The organism is Methylotuvimicrobium sp. KM1 (assembly GCF_044788715.1).
Classification (GTDB): Bacteria; Pseudomonadota; Gammaproteobacteria; order Methylococcales; family Methylomonadaceae; genus Methylotuvimicrobium.
Map to the genome: position 1 here is coordinate 1,580,813 of NZ_CP173170.1, position 14,994 is coordinate 1,595,806.

General features: G+C 47.5%; 14 protein-coding genes and 1 other RNA gene. 10 read left to right on the forward strand and 5 right to left on the reverse strand.

What is annotated here, in order from left to right; all coding sequences use genetic code 11:
* Positions 1-179: 179 nt before the first annotated feature.
* From ACINK7_RS06745 to ACINK7_RS06755, 3 genes are all read right to left on the reverse strand, one after another.
* Entirely contained in the window at positions 180-1,457 is a 1,278-nt protein-coding gene (locus ACINK7_RS06745; RefSeq protein ID WP_404360546.1) for a TolC family protein, read from the reverse strand.
* Complete coding sequence (locus ACINK7_RS06750) at positions 1,444-2,058, reverse strand: TetR/AcrR family transcriptional regulator (RefSeq protein ID WP_404360547.1); 615 nt, start codon at positions 2,056-2,058, stop codon at positions 1,444-1,446. The genes ACINK7_RS06745 and ACINK7_RS06750 overlap by 14 nt, the downstream gene beginning before the upstream one ends.
* 247 nt (positions 2,059-2,305) lie before the next feature.
* Complete coding sequence (locus ACINK7_RS06755) at positions 2,306-2,953, reverse strand: DNA-binding response regulator (protein WP_404360549.1); 648 nt, start codon at positions 2,951-2,953, stop codon at positions 2,306-2,308.
* Between the two features lie 780 nt (positions 2,954-3,733).
* Between ACINK7_RS06755 and ACINK7_RS06760 the strand changes: the two genes are divergently transcribed.
* From ACINK7_RS06760 to ACINK7_RS06805, 10 genes are all read left to right on the forward strand, one after another.
* Positions 3,734-5,077 (forward strand): ATP-binding protein, encoded by a 1,344-nt coding sequence (locus ACINK7_RS06760; RefSeq protein ID WP_404360550.1) that lies wholly within the window; start codon positions 3,734-3,736, stop codon positions 5,075-5,077.
* Positions 5,078-5,181: 104 nt separating this feature from the next.
* Complete coding sequence (locus tag ACINK7_RS06765; protein ID WP_404360551.1) at positions 5,182-5,517, forward strand: hypothetical protein; 336 nt, start codon at positions 5,182-5,184, stop codon at positions 5,515-5,517.
* 553 nt (positions 5,518-6,070) lie between these two features.
* Positions 6,071-6,167, forward strand: an RNA gene (ffs, locus tag ACINK7_RS06770) — signal recognition particle sRNA small type.
* Between the two features lie 41 nt (positions 6,168-6,208).
* Entirely contained in the window at positions 6,209-7,837 is a 1,629-nt protein-coding gene (dnaX, locus tag ACINK7_RS06775; RefSeq protein ID WP_404360552.1) for a DNA polymerase III subunit gamma/tau, read from the forward strand.
* Positions 7,834-8,157 (forward strand): YbaB/EbfC family nucleoid-associated protein, encoded by a 324-nt coding sequence (locus ACINK7_RS06780; RefSeq protein ID WP_014148863.1) that lies wholly within the window; start codon positions 7,834-7,836, stop codon positions 8,155-8,157. Before dnaX ends, ACINK7_RS06780 begins: the two co-directional genes overlap by 4 nt.
* A gap of 1 nt (position 8,158) precedes the next feature.
* Positions 8,159-8,755 carry a recombination mediator RecR gene (recR, locus tag ACINK7_RS06785; RefSeq protein WP_404360553.1) on the forward strand — a complete coding sequence of 199 codons (597 nt, stop codon included), beginning with the start codon at positions 8,159-8,161 and terminating at the stop codon, positions 8,753-8,755.
* A 10-nt stretch (positions 8,756-8,765) separates the two neighbouring features.
* Positions 8,766-9,104 carry a histidine triad nucleotide-binding protein gene (locus ACINK7_RS06790; RefSeq protein WP_404360554.1) on the forward strand — a complete coding sequence of 113 codons (339 nt, stop codon included), beginning with the start codon at positions 8,766-8,768 and terminating at the stop codon, positions 9,102-9,104.
* Between the two features lie 130 nt (positions 9,105-9,234).
* The gene (cysK, locus tag ACINK7_RS06795; RefSeq protein WP_404360555.1) at positions 9,235-10,185 is read left to right on the forward strand and encodes a cysteine synthase A; all 951 of its coding nucleotides are present in this window, start codon (positions 9,235-9,237) and stop codon (positions 10,183-10,185) included.
* A gap of 24 nt (positions 10,186-10,209) precedes the next feature.
* On the forward strand, positions 10,210-10,872 hold the full coding sequence (locus ACINK7_RS06800; RefSeq protein ID WP_404360556.1) for a TatD family hydrolase: 663 nt from the start codon (positions 10,210-10,212) through the stop codon (positions 10,870-10,872).
* Positions 10,865-11,611 carry a ThiF family adenylyltransferase gene (locus tag ACINK7_RS06805; RefSeq protein WP_404360557.1) on the forward strand — a complete coding sequence of 249 codons (747 nt, stop codon included), beginning with the start codon at positions 10,865-10,867 and terminating at the stop codon, positions 11,609-11,611. Before ACINK7_RS06800 ends, ACINK7_RS06805 begins: the two co-directional genes overlap by 8 nt.
* Positions 11,612-11,913: 302 nt before the next feature.
* Here ACINK7_RS06805 and ACINK7_RS06810 read toward each other — a convergent pair whose 3' ends face one another.
* A complete protein-coding gene (locus ACINK7_RS06810; RefSeq protein ID WP_404360558.1) occupies positions 11,914-13,575 on the reverse strand; it encodes a putative transporter in 1,662 nt (553 codons plus the stop codon).
* Positions 13,576-13,846: 271 nt separating this feature from the next.
* Positions 13,847-14,443, reverse strand: coding sequence for a hypothetical protein (locus tag ACINK7_RS06815; RefSeq protein WP_404360559.1), 597 nt, complete (start codon positions 14,441-14,443; stop codon positions 13,847-13,849).
* Positions 14,444-14,994 lie beyond the last annotated feature (551 nt).

Consider the following 14,994-nt stretch of genomic DNA (forward strand, 5'->3'; position numbering starts at 1 on the left):
ATACTCATCGTAGATTAAAATTCGGCACCGGGGGCCCGTCAAAGGACGCCGTGAATACATCCATGTAGGCTCTATGCCAGCATCCATGCTGGCAAAGCCTTTGCCGAGCACCCGGCGCCTCCTTAGGCACTGCCGAAATTTGAAGTGCGAAAGGTATATTTCGAGATGCGTTGGGCGGATTACAAAATCCCGAGCGCACGGCGCAAATTCAGTTTCGCCAATGCAGCATCGTAACGGGCATTATTGAAGTTGTTGTGTGTCGTGATTCTGAGCTCTTCGGCTTTCAATACTTCGGTTTGCGTGGATAAGCCCTGCCGATAGCGTTCGCGGTTGACCCGCAAATTTTCATCGGCTTGGGCGATTGCTTGTTGGTTGACCTCGATACGCTTTTCGGTTTCCTGAATGTCCAGCCAGGCGCGCCGGACTTCGAGTCCGATCATGCTAGCCATGTCATCCCGCTGTGCCTGCAAGGCCAACGCCTGTCTATTGAGCGATTTGCTTTGGTGATGGGTACCGCCGTCGAGTTTCCATTCCATGCCGACATTGACCATCCACATGCCTTCGAAGGCCATGTAACGGTTTTCCTGGTATTGATAGCCGCCGTTGACCGCGACTTGCGGTAATAGGCCGGCTTGAACGCTTCTGGCTTGTTCTTGCAAGGCGGTGATTTGGCTGTTTAATGCGTTGAGCTCAGGACGTTGTGCGAGTGCTTGGGCGGATAATTCGTCCGGTGCGCCGCCGGGCTGCTTAGGAAAGCGTTCTTCCAGTTCGACAGGGTCGTCGAGTCGGCGGTTTAGTAACCGATTATACTGCGCTTTGGCGATATCAAGCCGGTTGCCGTTTTGCACGACGAGTTGCCGGGCATTGGCGTATTCGACTTCGGCGGCAAGTCGGTCGTTTTTCGAAACCATGCCTTGGCTATGTAAGCGCTCAACATCGGCGGCATTCGCTTTCAGCGTTTCGGCGTGGCTTTCCGCTACTTGCAGCGCGCTTTGTGCACGTAATACGGACAGGAAAGCTTCGGCGATCTGCAATTTAATCCTCAATGCGGTTGCGACTTCATTTTGTTGTGTCGCCGATAAGGCGGCTTCGGCCGCGTCGATACCATGGCTGATGCGCCCGCTGGTGAAAATCGGAACCGACGCAATCACTTCGGCTTGCCCGCTGCCGGCTTGTGACATTGGAAATTGCGCGGCTTGGCCTTCGATCTCGGTTTTCGCGGCGGGAGTTTCGCTCAATTGAGTATATCCCCCTTTGATGTTGAGCGAGGGTAGGCGTTGATTTTGCGCCGAGTATAGTTGTTGTTCGGATGCCTCGGTATCGGCCTTGGCCGATTTAATCAGGTGATTTTGGTTCAATGCATGCTCGAAAGCTTCTTCTAGTGTTTCTGCTTGAACGCAAAAAACCGGCAAGATTGCCAACAATGCAATGTATTGTTTAATGCTAATCGGTCGCATTCAAAACACCTCGCAGGTAAAGCGCAATAACTTGGTCAATCAAGAGGCGCTTTTGTTCGGGGGAGGGCGGTGCACTGATGCCGAGCAAGCATTGAAAATGCAAATCACCTTTGAGCAGGCTGAAAAAAGCATCGGCAGCAAATTCAATATCGGAAATATCAATGTGCCCGCTAGCTTTCAAATTATGCAGATAATGCTCCAATTGAGTTAGTGCTATTTTAGGCGCGCTGTCGTATACGACTTGTCCAAGCTCAGGGAAGTCTCGGCATTCGGCGATTACGAGCCGGTAAATTGCCAGGGCCTCCTCGGTAAAAATCAAATCGATAAATGCTTGTGCGATTTCACGAAGATTTTTTTTGATGTCGTTCGAATCGGGTGTGATTTCGGCCATGGTGTCCAGTAAGGATCGGCACAATTCAAAAATGACCGCGGAAAAAAGCGCGTTTTTATTCTCAAAATGTTGGTACAAGGTTGCTTTTGAAACCGGCGCTTCTTTGGCGATTTTGTCCATGCTGACTTGATGAAAGCCATATTTTAAAAACATTCGTGTCGCGCCTTCAATGATGGCTTCTCGTTTGGGTTCGCAAGATTCCGATGGCATAGGTAGATTAAAAGATGATTTGGTTAACGCAATACTAAACTAAACGGTTTAGTTTTTAAAGAGGAGATTATCGTCCTTGGTGATGATTTTTTATCGTCGACATCCATGCCTATGGGGCACTGCCATTAAATTAAGGATTTCTGTTCGACCTGAGCTTAGCCGAAGGGCTCACCACGAAGGGCTTAGCTTAATGGCATTGACGTCTATGGGTAAGTAAGACTAGTTTCTTATGCGGTTTTACGGTTTATTATGGCGAACTCATTTCTTTTAGAAATAATGCTAGATGTAGCCGATCCGGTATTTCTAATTTATTGAAAATAGAGGTTAGATGGGCTTTGACCGTTCTTTCGGATATGTTGAGCTTGGCTGCGATTGCTTTGTTGCTTTCGCCGGTTTTGATAAGCTCGGCAACATCTAATTCGCGTTTAGAAAGCAGGGTTAATTTATTTTCAATATCCTGTTGGTGATGTCGATTTTTTCTTATGTCTCCGCTTAACTCTGACAGTGCATTGATTAAACGAGGGATTAAATGTCTTTGTATCCAGATATCTCCAGTCAGTAGGTGGTTTGCAGCTTTCAAGAGTAATTGGTCGACGGTATCCATTTCGCAATAACCGGAGCATCCGGAAGCCAGGGCTTCGATTTGATTGTCGTCGGACCAATTTTGGCCAATAACAAGCACTTTAAGATTTAGTTGCGCTAGTGAAACTAAGGTGGAAAAACTCGAATCGAGAAGTTTCGCGTCGATAACGACCAAGTTAAAAGTTGCGTTAGCAGTATTTTCAGAAACTTTGTTCAGATCATGCAAAACTTTGGTTTTATGTTCCTTACTGAGGATGCTTGCCCAGCGTTCGGCTTGATTTGGAGCTTCGGATAAAATAATAATATGTGCCACTTTTGCCTGATTCCTTAATTAATCGCCGGCATAAGATTTGCCTATGTAATAGCTCGCGCGTTTAGGAGAGCTTGCGATCGGCTTGGATGCTTAGATTAATTTGTTTCGATTATACCGGCGAATGACGATATAGGGTACGAGTTGTGATTTCTTCATGCAATTCGATGGGTTAATTTTTACTTTAGAGTGAGAATAGGGTCGATAATGATTTCTCAAAATACAAAATAATATGCCCCGAACGACTATTTCCATGGTCGAAAGTGAAACTTCCGACTTCCTGATAGTCAGAATAAACCTGCAAAATGCGTTTTACCATGAAGGTCATGAAGAATAATACTCCCTTTATACTCAAAAATTAGCTAACTTTATGAAGGTATGGGGTGTGGCTAGCGAGGATGTCGGCAGCAGGGCAGATTTTTGCTCCTCGGCAACTGCTCCTGCGTTGCTCTAATACACGCCATCCATGGCGTAATGCAAAATCTGCATTCACGCCATCCTTGGCGTTCGAGCGTTGCCGTCAAGCCCCCATGGACGGGTTCACGGCGTTCCTCGATAGACGCATCCCATACCTTTTATTCTTAGACGGTTTTTCAATCAAAAGGGAGTAAGTTAATTCAATAACTTCTTATTTGTTTGTATAGAGCTTTCGTTCACCCGAAAGATTAGCTGGAATGTTTAGTTGATCTCTTGAAATACTTCATTAACTTCATGTGCTTCATGGTTGAACTGCCGAATTTACGATAAAACCTTTCTTTCCGTCACTTACTACTGTGGTCTGCTTTGAATTCTAAATCGCTTAGTTTTCGTTTATTGGTTTCCGCCGGCGTCGTTTTGGCCTCGTTTTTTATATTGGTTGCCATCGTCTTGGAGCAAGGCTATCGAGAAAGTGCCGAGCAAACGCTCCGGGAAAACTTAAAAATTCAAGTTTACTCGTTGTTGTCGGCAGCTGAGCTGACTCGAGCCGGACGAATCAAAATGCCCAAAGAGTTACGAGAGCCGCGCTTCTCGAATCCAGGGTCCGGCCTTTATGCTTGGATACAGCCGGTCGATGCGGATGTGGTGTGGTTTTCCCCTTCGGCAATCGGTTTGAACGCCTCTTCAGCGCCGGACATGGATTCTGGTCAATTTGTATTCTTGCTCGACGAACAAGGTCGTTATGTGTTGCATTACAGAGTGATTTGGGAAAATCACCGAGGCAAGGAGCAAAAATATATTTTCAGCGTAGCCGAGGAAAGTATGTTTGTCGCTAAGCAAGTCGATCGATTTAAAACTGCATTAGGTTCTTGGTTGTTGGCGATGGGCTTGATTTTAATTTTGATTCAATTTTTAGTGCTGCGCTGGGGCTTGAGTCCGCTTCGTTTGATCGTGAGAGATCTGGAGTCGATCGAGCGAGGAGAAAAGTCTCTTCTTGACGGGAGTTATTCGACTGAATTGCGAGGATTGGCTGGAAATCTTAATGCGTTGATCAGCAGCGAGCGAGCGCATTTAGAACGTTATCGCAATACGTTGGCCGATTTGGCGCATAGCTTAAAGACCCCGCTAGCTATTTTAAGGGGGAGTATTGATTCGCCGGTGTTGGATAAAAAGACCGTACACGATCAGATTTCTCGGATGGACGAAATCGTTGAATATCAACTGCAACGGGCAGCGGCTAAGGGCGAAAAGAAAATTACCGGTACAATGGATGCCGCTCTGGGAGTTGATAAAATTATAGCGTCAATGAAAAAAGTACATGCCGATAAGCCAATTGTGTTTGAGATCAAAAAGCCTGATAAATTTAAGATTTATTGCGAACAAGGGGATTTTTATGAGGTCGCCGGTAATTTAATCGACAATGCTTGCAAATGGTGCGATAAAAAAGTCAGGGTCAGTATTTTGAATAAAAATCAAATCAAGCAAGACGGCTTTTCGTTTTTATTGCAAATCGAGGACGACGGACCGGGAATTCCTGCCGACCATCTGAGTGATATTCTTAAACGAGGTGTCCGGGCCGACCAAAATACCGATGGGCACGGGATAGGCATGGCGGTGGTCAATGAAATTATCGATTTGTTGGGAGGGCAATTGTTGGGCGATAAAAGCCAAAGTTTGGGCGGCATGCGTTGGAGGGTTTATTTGCCGTAAAATTTATATGTGGTTTTCAGTTAATAATTTATACTGTTAGCTAAACTTCTTTAAACAATTTCTATGTTTTTTGGCCAAATTAAAGCTTCTCCGGGGGTATGTCTATGAACGAACCTAAATTATCATTTCCTAATGAATTAACTGAAAATGGCAATGAACCGGAATGGAGTGGCGGGGGGTTCTCGAGACTTAAAAAAGAGCCGCAAATGAATTGGGATAAAAATCCGGTCGATATTACGGAATTTCTAAAAAAAGAACCGGCCGCATCGGCGGTTGAAGTCAAGTCGGTCGATTGGAAAGAATATGCCGTTCCCGATATGAATGAAAAAGAAAAATTGCTGAATGATTTATTGCTGGAAAAAGATAAAACCATTGCGGCTAAAGATGAAATTATCGATTTACAAAGGAAGTTGATCGAGCAATTGTTGAAAGACCGCTAAATTGGCACCATTAACCTTTTTGGCGATAATGCTTTTTCGATAATTGAATCCGCGATGTGACGAAGGGTTGAGACAAGTATACTCATCGTCGTATATCAAAATTCGACGCAGGGGTGTCCGTCAAAGGACGCCGTGAATACGTCCCTATAGGCTCTATGCCAGCTCCATGCTGATCCCCCACCTAGTGTTAGGTGAGGGATCGAACACCCTGGGGCCTCTTCTGGCATTGCCGAAATTTGAAGTGCGAAAGGTATACATTGGATTTAGTTTAGCAAAGTAACGTTCATGAAGGCCTAGCTATCGCCCGGGCAAATGAAAGTTCTCTGGTTGAGAGGGTGCGGTCACTCGCCCGACAGGACGCCGTGAATACGTCCATGTAGGCTCGACGGCGGCTGTCCTTGCCGCCGACGCCTGTCGATCGAGCAACCGCACCCTCTTCGGTTCGCATACTTTCACAGTAAAATAAATTCAAAATTACGGTTGAATTAAACGAATAATTCAAGGATAATGCTCTTTCTCAGCCAAGCAGGCTGTTAAGTAATTATGGTAACCATGTCGGTCCTCCCGCAACGATACGCTGTAAACCCCGCCAGGCCCGGAAGGGAGCAACGGTAGCAGCAGATTCGTGTGCCGGGATGTGGCTGGCAAGGTTACCGCCCAATCTTAAAGTAACCTTCTCCCCGAGTCTGTAATGACTTACCAGGTTCTCGCCAGAAAATGGCGGCCTCATAATTTCTCCGAAATTGTTGGTCAAGAACATGTTGTCAAATCGCTGATCAATGCATTGCAACATGATCGTTTGCATCATGCTTATTTATTCACTGGTACCCGCGGCGTGGGTAAAACCACGATAGCCCGTATTCTTGCCAAAGCCATCAACTGCGAAAATCTCCAAGGTCATAATCCTTGCGGCAAATGTAATGTCTGCGTTCAACTCGACCAGGGCCGCTTTCTGGATTTAATCGAAGTCGATGCCGCTTCCCGCACCAAAGTCGAAGACACGCGGGATTTGCTTGAAAATGCGCAATATGCCCCGAATAGTGGTCGTTACAAAGTCTATCTGATCGATGAAGTCCATATGCTGTCGGGACATAGCTTTAACGCCTTATTGAAGACGCTTGAAGAGCCCCCTCCGCACGTCAAGTTTTTGCTGGCGACTACCGATCCGCATAAAATTCCGGTAACCGTGCTATCTCGTTGCCTGCAGTTCAATCTAAAAAGAATGCTGCCGGAGCAAGTCTTCAAGCAAATGGAATTCATTCTTCAACAAGAGGGCATCGAGTTAGAGCCGGCGGCGCTTAGATTACTGGCGCGCGCGGCCGACGGGAGTATGCGCGATGGCTTGAGCTTGCTCGATCAAGCGATTATTTATGGCAACGGTAAAGTTGGCCTCGACGATGTGTGTTTAATGCTAGGAACCATTGCACAACATCCCGTCAACGATTTGCTGACCGCCTTAGCGGCAGCCAATGCACCGGAAATGCTTAAAGTGATTGGCCAAATGGCCGATTTGACACCCGACTTCGGCGATGTATTGCAACAAATCTTGCAAGCATTGCACAGGATTGCGCTCTATCAAGCGGTGCCGGCCTCGATCGAACACGAGTTCGATGGAGAGATGATTGTCGAGTTGGCTAAACTGTTCAGTCCCGAGGATATTCAGCTTTATTATCAAATTGCATTGATCGGCCGGCGCGATTTAGATTTAGCTCCCGATCCTAAAAGCGGTTTTGAAATGGTCATGCTGAGGATGCTTGCCTTTAAGCCTTCCACGTTACAGACGCCAACTTCGTCGTCCCCGCAACCGGTAAACAGCGAACCGGCAAAAAACACTACAAATAAATCCGTTGCATCGCTCAAGGGTGCCGCACACGCTATAAAACCCGCGGACGCTTTTGAGCCCGGTCCGTCCGGATCGGATACAAGCCAATGGGCCGACATGATAGCCGCGATGAGAATCGGCGGCATGACCCGCGAATTGGCGAATAATTGTGTGCTGCAAAGTATTGATGATAAAGTTTGTATATTGCTGCTCGACCCGGGGCATAAGCAATTAAGCGGCGCTCGAACGGTAGAGAAATTACAAAAATCGCTGCAAGATTTTTGCGGCAAACCGATAAAGCTCAACATTATTACCGAGAAAGCCGAAGTCGATACGCCCGCAGTGCAATTGCAAAAAGACCGAGAAGATTTGCAGCGCTCGGCGGTAGAGTCTATCGAAAACGACGAGACGGTACATGCGCTTAAAGAACGATTCGACGCCAGAATTTTGCCCGGAACGATAGAACCGGTTGCTCAACAAGACAGGAGAAACACATGAAAAATGCCTTAGGCTCATTAATGCAACAAGCCCAAAAAGTGCAGGAAGAATTAAAAAAAGCCCAGGAAGAACTTGCGTTGATGCAAGTACAAGGCGAATCCGGCGGCGGTCTGGTAACGGTCGTGATGACCGGTAAAAGGGAAGTAAGAAAAATCAACATTGATGACTCGTTGGTCGGCGACGATAAGGATATGCTGGAAGATTTAGTGGCGGCAGCGGTTAATGATGCGGTCCACAAAGTCGCTAAAATGAAGGAAGAAAAAATGTCCGCATTCACTTCCGGCTTCCCGATGCCTCCCGGTTTTCAAATGCCGTTCTGATATGATCAGACAGGGGTTGCTCGGGCAACTGATTACAGATTTATGCGCCTTGCCCGGCGTCGGCCCTAAATCGGCGCAGCGAATGGCGTTTTATTTGTTGCAGCGAGACAGGGATGGAGCTATGCGCTTGGCCGAAACATTATTATCGGCCAGCAAAAAAATCGCTTATTGCAAACAATGTAGAACCTTGACCGAGGATACGCTATGCCGGCTTTGCGCCGATAAGTCGAGAGATGCATCGATGGTTTGCGTCGTCGAAAGTCCGGCCGATGTTTGGGCGGTCGAGCAAGCAGCAACCTTTAAGGGCGTTTATTTTGTGTTGCATGGGCACTTGTCACCGCTCGATGGCATCGGTCCCGAAGAAATCGGTTTGAATTTGCTAGAGAATAGATTGGCGGCAGGTGATGTCGGCGAAATTATTTTAGCGACTAATTCGACCGTTGAAGGCGAAGCGACCGCCCATCTGATTGCCGAGATGGCCAAGAAATATCAAGTCAAAGCCACGCGTATTGCACATGGCGTGCCGATGGGCGGCGAATTGGAGTATATCGACAGCGGCACGTTATCGCACGCGTTTAACGGACGCCGTCAAGTTTGAGGAGCTTACGATGACAGATTGTTTGTTTTGCAAAATGGTGAGCGGCGAGATCAAGCCGAATACGGTTTATGAAGACGATAAAGTCTTGGCGTTCAGGGATATTCATCCACAAGCGCCGGTTCATATCTTGATCATTCCGAAAATTCATATTTCCACGTTGAACGAGCTCGACGATGCCGGCTTGGCCGGTCATCTATTACTGACCGCAACTAAGTTGGCGGCTCAGGAAGGCTTGTCCGAGGACGGTTACCGGACCGTCATTAACTGCAACGAGCATGGCGGCCAAGCGGTGTATCATCTGCATCTGCATTTGCTCGGCGGACGTTCGATGCGCTGGCCACCGGGGTGATGGGTTTGCAATAAACGTTTCGCATAATGCCAAGTTGTCAGAATTCGATCGGCAAGAAAAAACTTGCCAGGTTAGGACCAATAATGAAATCATCAGGCCCTCGTCAAGTTAATAAAAACAGGAGGGGGATATGAATATTTTTGATGACAATTCATTATCGATAGGCCGTACGCCATTAGTGAAACTAAACCGTATCGCGGGCAACAAGGCTACGGTATTGGCCAAGATCGAAGGCCGGAACCCGGCTTATTCGGTCAAATGCAGAATCGGCGCGGCAATGATTTGGGATGCCGAACAACGAGGCATCTTGAAACCCGGCATCGAAATCGTCGAACCGACCAGCGGCAATACCGGTATTGCCCTAGCTTATGTCGCCGCAGCGCGCGGTTATTCATTGACGTTGACGATGCCTGATACGATGAGTATCGAGCGGCGTAAAGTCTTGGCCGCGTTCGGTGCGCAACTGATGTTGACGCCGGGTGCCGAAGGCATGAAGGGCGCGATTCAGCGTGCCGAGGAAATCGTGCAAAGCGATCCGGCGCGTTATTTTATGCCGCAGCAATTTAAAAATCCGGCCAATCCCGCGATTCATGAAAAAACCACCGGTCCTGAAATTTGGGACGATACCGACGGCAGTGTCGATGTTTTGGTTAGCGGTGTCGGTACCGGTGGAACGATCACCGGTGTGTCGCGCTATTTGAAGCACACCCAAGGCAAAAATATCTTGTCCGTCGCGGTCGAGCCGAAGGAAAGTCCGGTGATTTCGCAAAAATTAGCGGGTCAGGAATTGCAACCGGGTCCGCATAAAATTCAAGGCATCGGCGCCGGATTCATCCCGGATACGCTCGATTTGTCAGTCGTCGACCGGGTCGAACAAGTCGAAAGTATGGAGGCGGTCGAGATGGCCAGGCGATTAGCGCTCGAGGAAGGCATTCTTTGCGGAATATCTTGCGGCGCGGCCATGGTTGCGGCGATTCGGTTAGCCGAACAAGACGAATTTGCGGGTAAAACTATCGTCGTGATTCTGCCCGATTCCGGCGAACGCTATTTGAGTTCGGTGTTGTTCGAGTCCCTCCACTAACTCACGCTTGAATCCAGTCTATCGATGCCCCCCGGTATTTTTATCGATATTCATAGGCATGGCAAAGGTGAGGGCAGGGGCATTGTCAATTTCGATACCTCGGAATGGACCGGTAAAGAACATTGGGACGGTTATTATTCATTAGGAATTCATCCGTGGTTTATCGAACGGCAGGATTGTAGGGCTGCCCTGCAAACTCTAGAGTCCGCGTTAGCCGATGCGAATCTATTGGCACTCGGCGAATGCGGTCTTGATAGATTGGTCGGCACGCCTTTTTCCGAGCAAGAATCGATCTTCATCGCGCAGCTTGAACTCGCCGAGCAATGCGGGAAACCGGTCGTGATTCATTGCGTGCGCGCCTTCAACGAATTACTCCGTATCAAATCGAAACGAAAATCCTCGGTGCCTTGGATCGTGCATGGCTTCAATAATAAGCCTTCAATCGCCGCGTGCCTGGTTGATCGGGGGTGTTATCTGTCATTTGGCAAGGCTTTATTGCATCCTAACAGCAATGCCGCTAAGGTATTGCCCGCCGTGCCCGGAGACCGCACTTTTTTGGAAACCGACGATTCCGGTCTGGGCATCGATAGCATATACCGGGCCGCGGCGGCTATTTTGCAAATCGATTTGCCCGAACTTCAACAACACCTCGAAAACAATTTTAACCGAGTTTTTTTACATGACTGATTTGAGCTGGCTATCCCGTACCGAATTATTGATCGGGCCGGCCAAACTGGAGAGTTTGCAGAAGGCCCATGTGCTAGTGGTCGGCATGGGCGGAGTCGGCTCGTTCGCGGCCGAATTCATATGCCGCGCCGGTGTCGGTGAAATGACCATCGTGGACGGCGACGTGGTCGAGGCGAGTAACCGTAATCGTCAACTGCCGGCGTTGGCGACGACGCATGGACAATCGAAAGCAGATATCATGGGCGAGCGCCTGCTTGCGATCAATCCCGACTTGAAACTGCATGTCAGGCACGAGTTCATCACGCCCGATACCGCGCCCGAGATATTGAACACGCCATACGACTATGTAGTCGATGCGATCGATAGTTTGACGCCGAAAATTACGTTGATACAGGCGGCTAAGCGACGCAAAATGAAGATCGTCAGTTCGATGGGGGCGGGGGGTAAGCTTGATCCGACACAAATCAAAGTGGTCGATATTTCCAAGACCTATCATTGTCCGTTCGCACAGTTCATTCGGATTCGCTTGCGAAAAATGGGTATTCGGAGCGGCGTTAAAACGGTGTTTTCGCCCGAGGCCGTGATCAAGGAATCGTTGATGATGACCGAAGGTAGTCGGTATAAAAAATCCGCCTACGGAACGATCTCGTATTTACCGGCGGCTTTTGGCGGGGTCTGCGCATCGGTCGTGATACGCGCTTTAATGCAGAAACAAGTACTCGATTCGAAAAAGCCTTGATCCTAGAAAAAGAATTCATTATGAAGAATAAGAAGTGAATACAATAACTTGTCATTCGTTTGTGTACAATTTTCACACACCCGAAAGGTTAGCTGCAATGTTTAGGTAATCTCTTGAAGCTCTATATGAAATTCATGTTCTTCAGGGTTAAAATGCCGGATTTTGATCTGCGATAAGATAATGGGGTCAGTCCATCCAAGCAGGCAAATAGCCAGCCCAACAAGTCCGTGTAGCTTGCCATCGATAAGAGGAGAATCAAGGAGTAAAAACGGTTGGCGATCGTATGGCGTTTCATGGATTCGCTAAATTAACAAGATGATCATCAATTGTGCTGCCATAATTCTGAGAATCATAACTAAGGGATAAACGGTTGCATAGGCGATCGAGACAGCAGGAGAAGGGCTAAGTCCATTTGCAAAAGCCAAGGCCGGCGGATCGGTCATGCTGCCGGCCAACAAGCCGCATAGCGATAGATAATTTAGCTTAAAAAATAGTCGTGCAATGAAACCGACGAGCAGCAATGGCAATAGCGTAATCAATGCCGCGCAAGCCATCCAATAGAAACCGTCACCATGAATTAGCGTGTCGATGAATCGATCGCCGGAATGAAGGCCCACTGCGGCGAGAAATAAAACGATTCCCATATCCTTGAGAATAATGTTCGAGCTTTTCGGTAGATGCCAGGTCATCGTGCCCCAATTGCCTATGCGGCTCAATATAATCGCGATAATCAACGGTCCGCCGGCCAGGCCTAATTTGACCGCCGAAGGCATGCCGGGAATCCAGATCGGCCAACTGCCGAGTAATATACCAAGGCCGATGCCGATGAAAATCGGCACGATTTGCGGATGATTCAAGGTTTCGAGCGAATTGCCCAGCATTTCTTCGAGACCTGCCAGGCCTTCTTTGCTGCCGACAGCCAGCAACTCGTCGCCGAAATGGACATGCATCGCGCCGGTCGGCGTAAATTCGACGTCGGGTCGATGTATTCTCGATATCGTAACGCCGAATAAAGCGCGAAGATGCGCGATTGATTGTCCGACGGCCTTTTTATTAGTGACGACGAAACGGCCGGTGTAAAGGTTGCTGCTTATATCATGAATATTAACGTTAGCCTCAGGGCCGATTAGCATTTTTAGTTTTGCCAATTGTTTTGGGCTTCCAACTACGCGAATTGAGTCGCCGGTATGCAGTCGGCTGTCAATTGAGGCAACATGGACTTGGCCGTCATGAAGTATTCGAGTTACCACGACGCCCATGGCTTCGAAAAATGAAATCTCGCCAATGGCGATATTATTAAGATTCGAATTTTCGACAGTTAGATCCTTCCAGACCGGTGCTTGAGCATTGGCCCGCTGAATTCGAGAGAACACATCGGCTTCGTGCTGAATCATCACGTTGAAAACCCGCTTGATCAGAAGCATGGACAAAATGATGCCGATAATTCCGAACGGATAGGCGACCGCATAGCCCATGCCGGGGAGTTTTAAGGTTTCTGCATTGATCGTCGGTAAACCGCCTAACACTTCTTGAGCCGCTGCAAGCGACGGTGTATTGGTCGTCGCGCCCGAAAATAGACCGACTATCGCGGCAATCGGAATATTTTCGATTAGACCGATCGATACGGCCGTTAGGGCGCCAAGCAACACGATCGTCGCGGCTAAGATGTTTAACAAAATGCCGTGATGATAAAATGCATGAATAAAGCCGGGACCGACTTGAAGTCCGATTGCATAAACGAACAGAATGAGTCCGAATTCCCTCAAAAAATGCAGGATTTCGGAGGAAATAGTGATCTCGAAATGGCCGAAAGCCAATCCAGTAAACAATACGCCTGCAATTCCTAGGTTAAAGTTAAATAGTTTAAGGCGGCCTAGAGCTAGCCCCGACGCGGAAACTAGGCTGATGACGATTAGGCTGTGCGGGACCGATTCTTCGCTGAAAAGCTCGATAAACCAATTCATAGAAAACGAATGACTCCCTAAATGCTCGACTAAAAAAATTGGTTAAAGGCGTGGAGTGTGACAGACAAGGAGCCTATCTGATAAATTTTTATAGTTATTAAGGATATGGCCGCATATTACCAAGAGATCCTGGAATTTAGTAGTTAGAAGCTTGGCGTTAGTTTGAGTGTTACCGGCATTCTCGCAAAATAGAGCTTATGTTGGCTTGTTATTAGGCAACAGTCGGTTAAAATGGAGGTCGACAATAAAATTTGCCGAAGTCAGTCCTGCTTTACTCTTCATCTTCGTAAATTTCATCGTCTCGATAGGCCTGCTCGATTTTGTTTCGGATAGAAGGAAACAAAAAATATTTTTCATAATAGAGTCCTAAAATAATAACGGGTATCACGATGACTACCGAGCGCCCGACTTCGCCTTCTACCGCAATTGTCAGTCCCGCTGTTAGGAAAAGAAAAAAACCGATTAAATAAAAGCGAATGCCGAGTAGCGTTCCGGTTAGGAGCATGGTATGAGCAAGAATGATGTGAATAATCAAGCCGGTTGCTTCGGTTTCGATAATGCTGGCATGCCAAAGTAGCATAATTAACATTACCGCCATGAAAGCACTCAGCCAAAAAATCGATTCGTATTTTAGAAAATGCGGCGTATCTTTTCCGCTTTGCAGTGCCGCTGCTTTTTCACTAATAACTGAGCTAATAAAAAAAATCGGCGTCATCGTCAACCAGTAAAAAAGCACTGCTCGTTCGGAGAGGTATCCGATCAGGTCGCCGATAAAACACAATCCGATTAGGCCTAGAAAAATAATTTCATGGAGGTAGATATTCCGGATAATGCCGTCAATGTTCCAAGTTTTTTTTTGTCGGCTCATGAGTGAGTTCCTAACGATTAGATTAGTCGCTAATATACGGCAAAAATAGGCTTTTTAAAAAATATTGTCTGTGATAACGGTAAATGCTCAACGTATTCTGACTATTATCGTCGAGGAACCGAACCGCCGAAAAGCCTACGACTTGTAGAAGTTCTTTTGTGCATATTTCTAAGTATATTATTCTTATTGAAAACTACATAAGACGCCGCGTAAAACATGGCCATACCTGGTAGAGTAACGCGTTTTTTTATACACCTTTCGCACTTCAAATTTCGGCAGTGCCTTAGGAGGCACCGGGGTGTTCGGCAAAGGCTTTGCCAGCATGGAGCTGGCATAGAGCCTACATGGATGTATCACGGCGTCCTTTGACGGACACCCCGGTGCCGAATTTTGATCTCCGATGGGTATACACGGCCTACCCTCTAACTTCCTTGCAGGCGTCGAACAAAATAGCATTGTCATAAAATCCGCAAACGTGACCGCGCGAAGTATATGTAAAAAGCCGATTGGGCGTTAAAATGATCGGCCGATTCGAAGTCGTTTATGAAAAA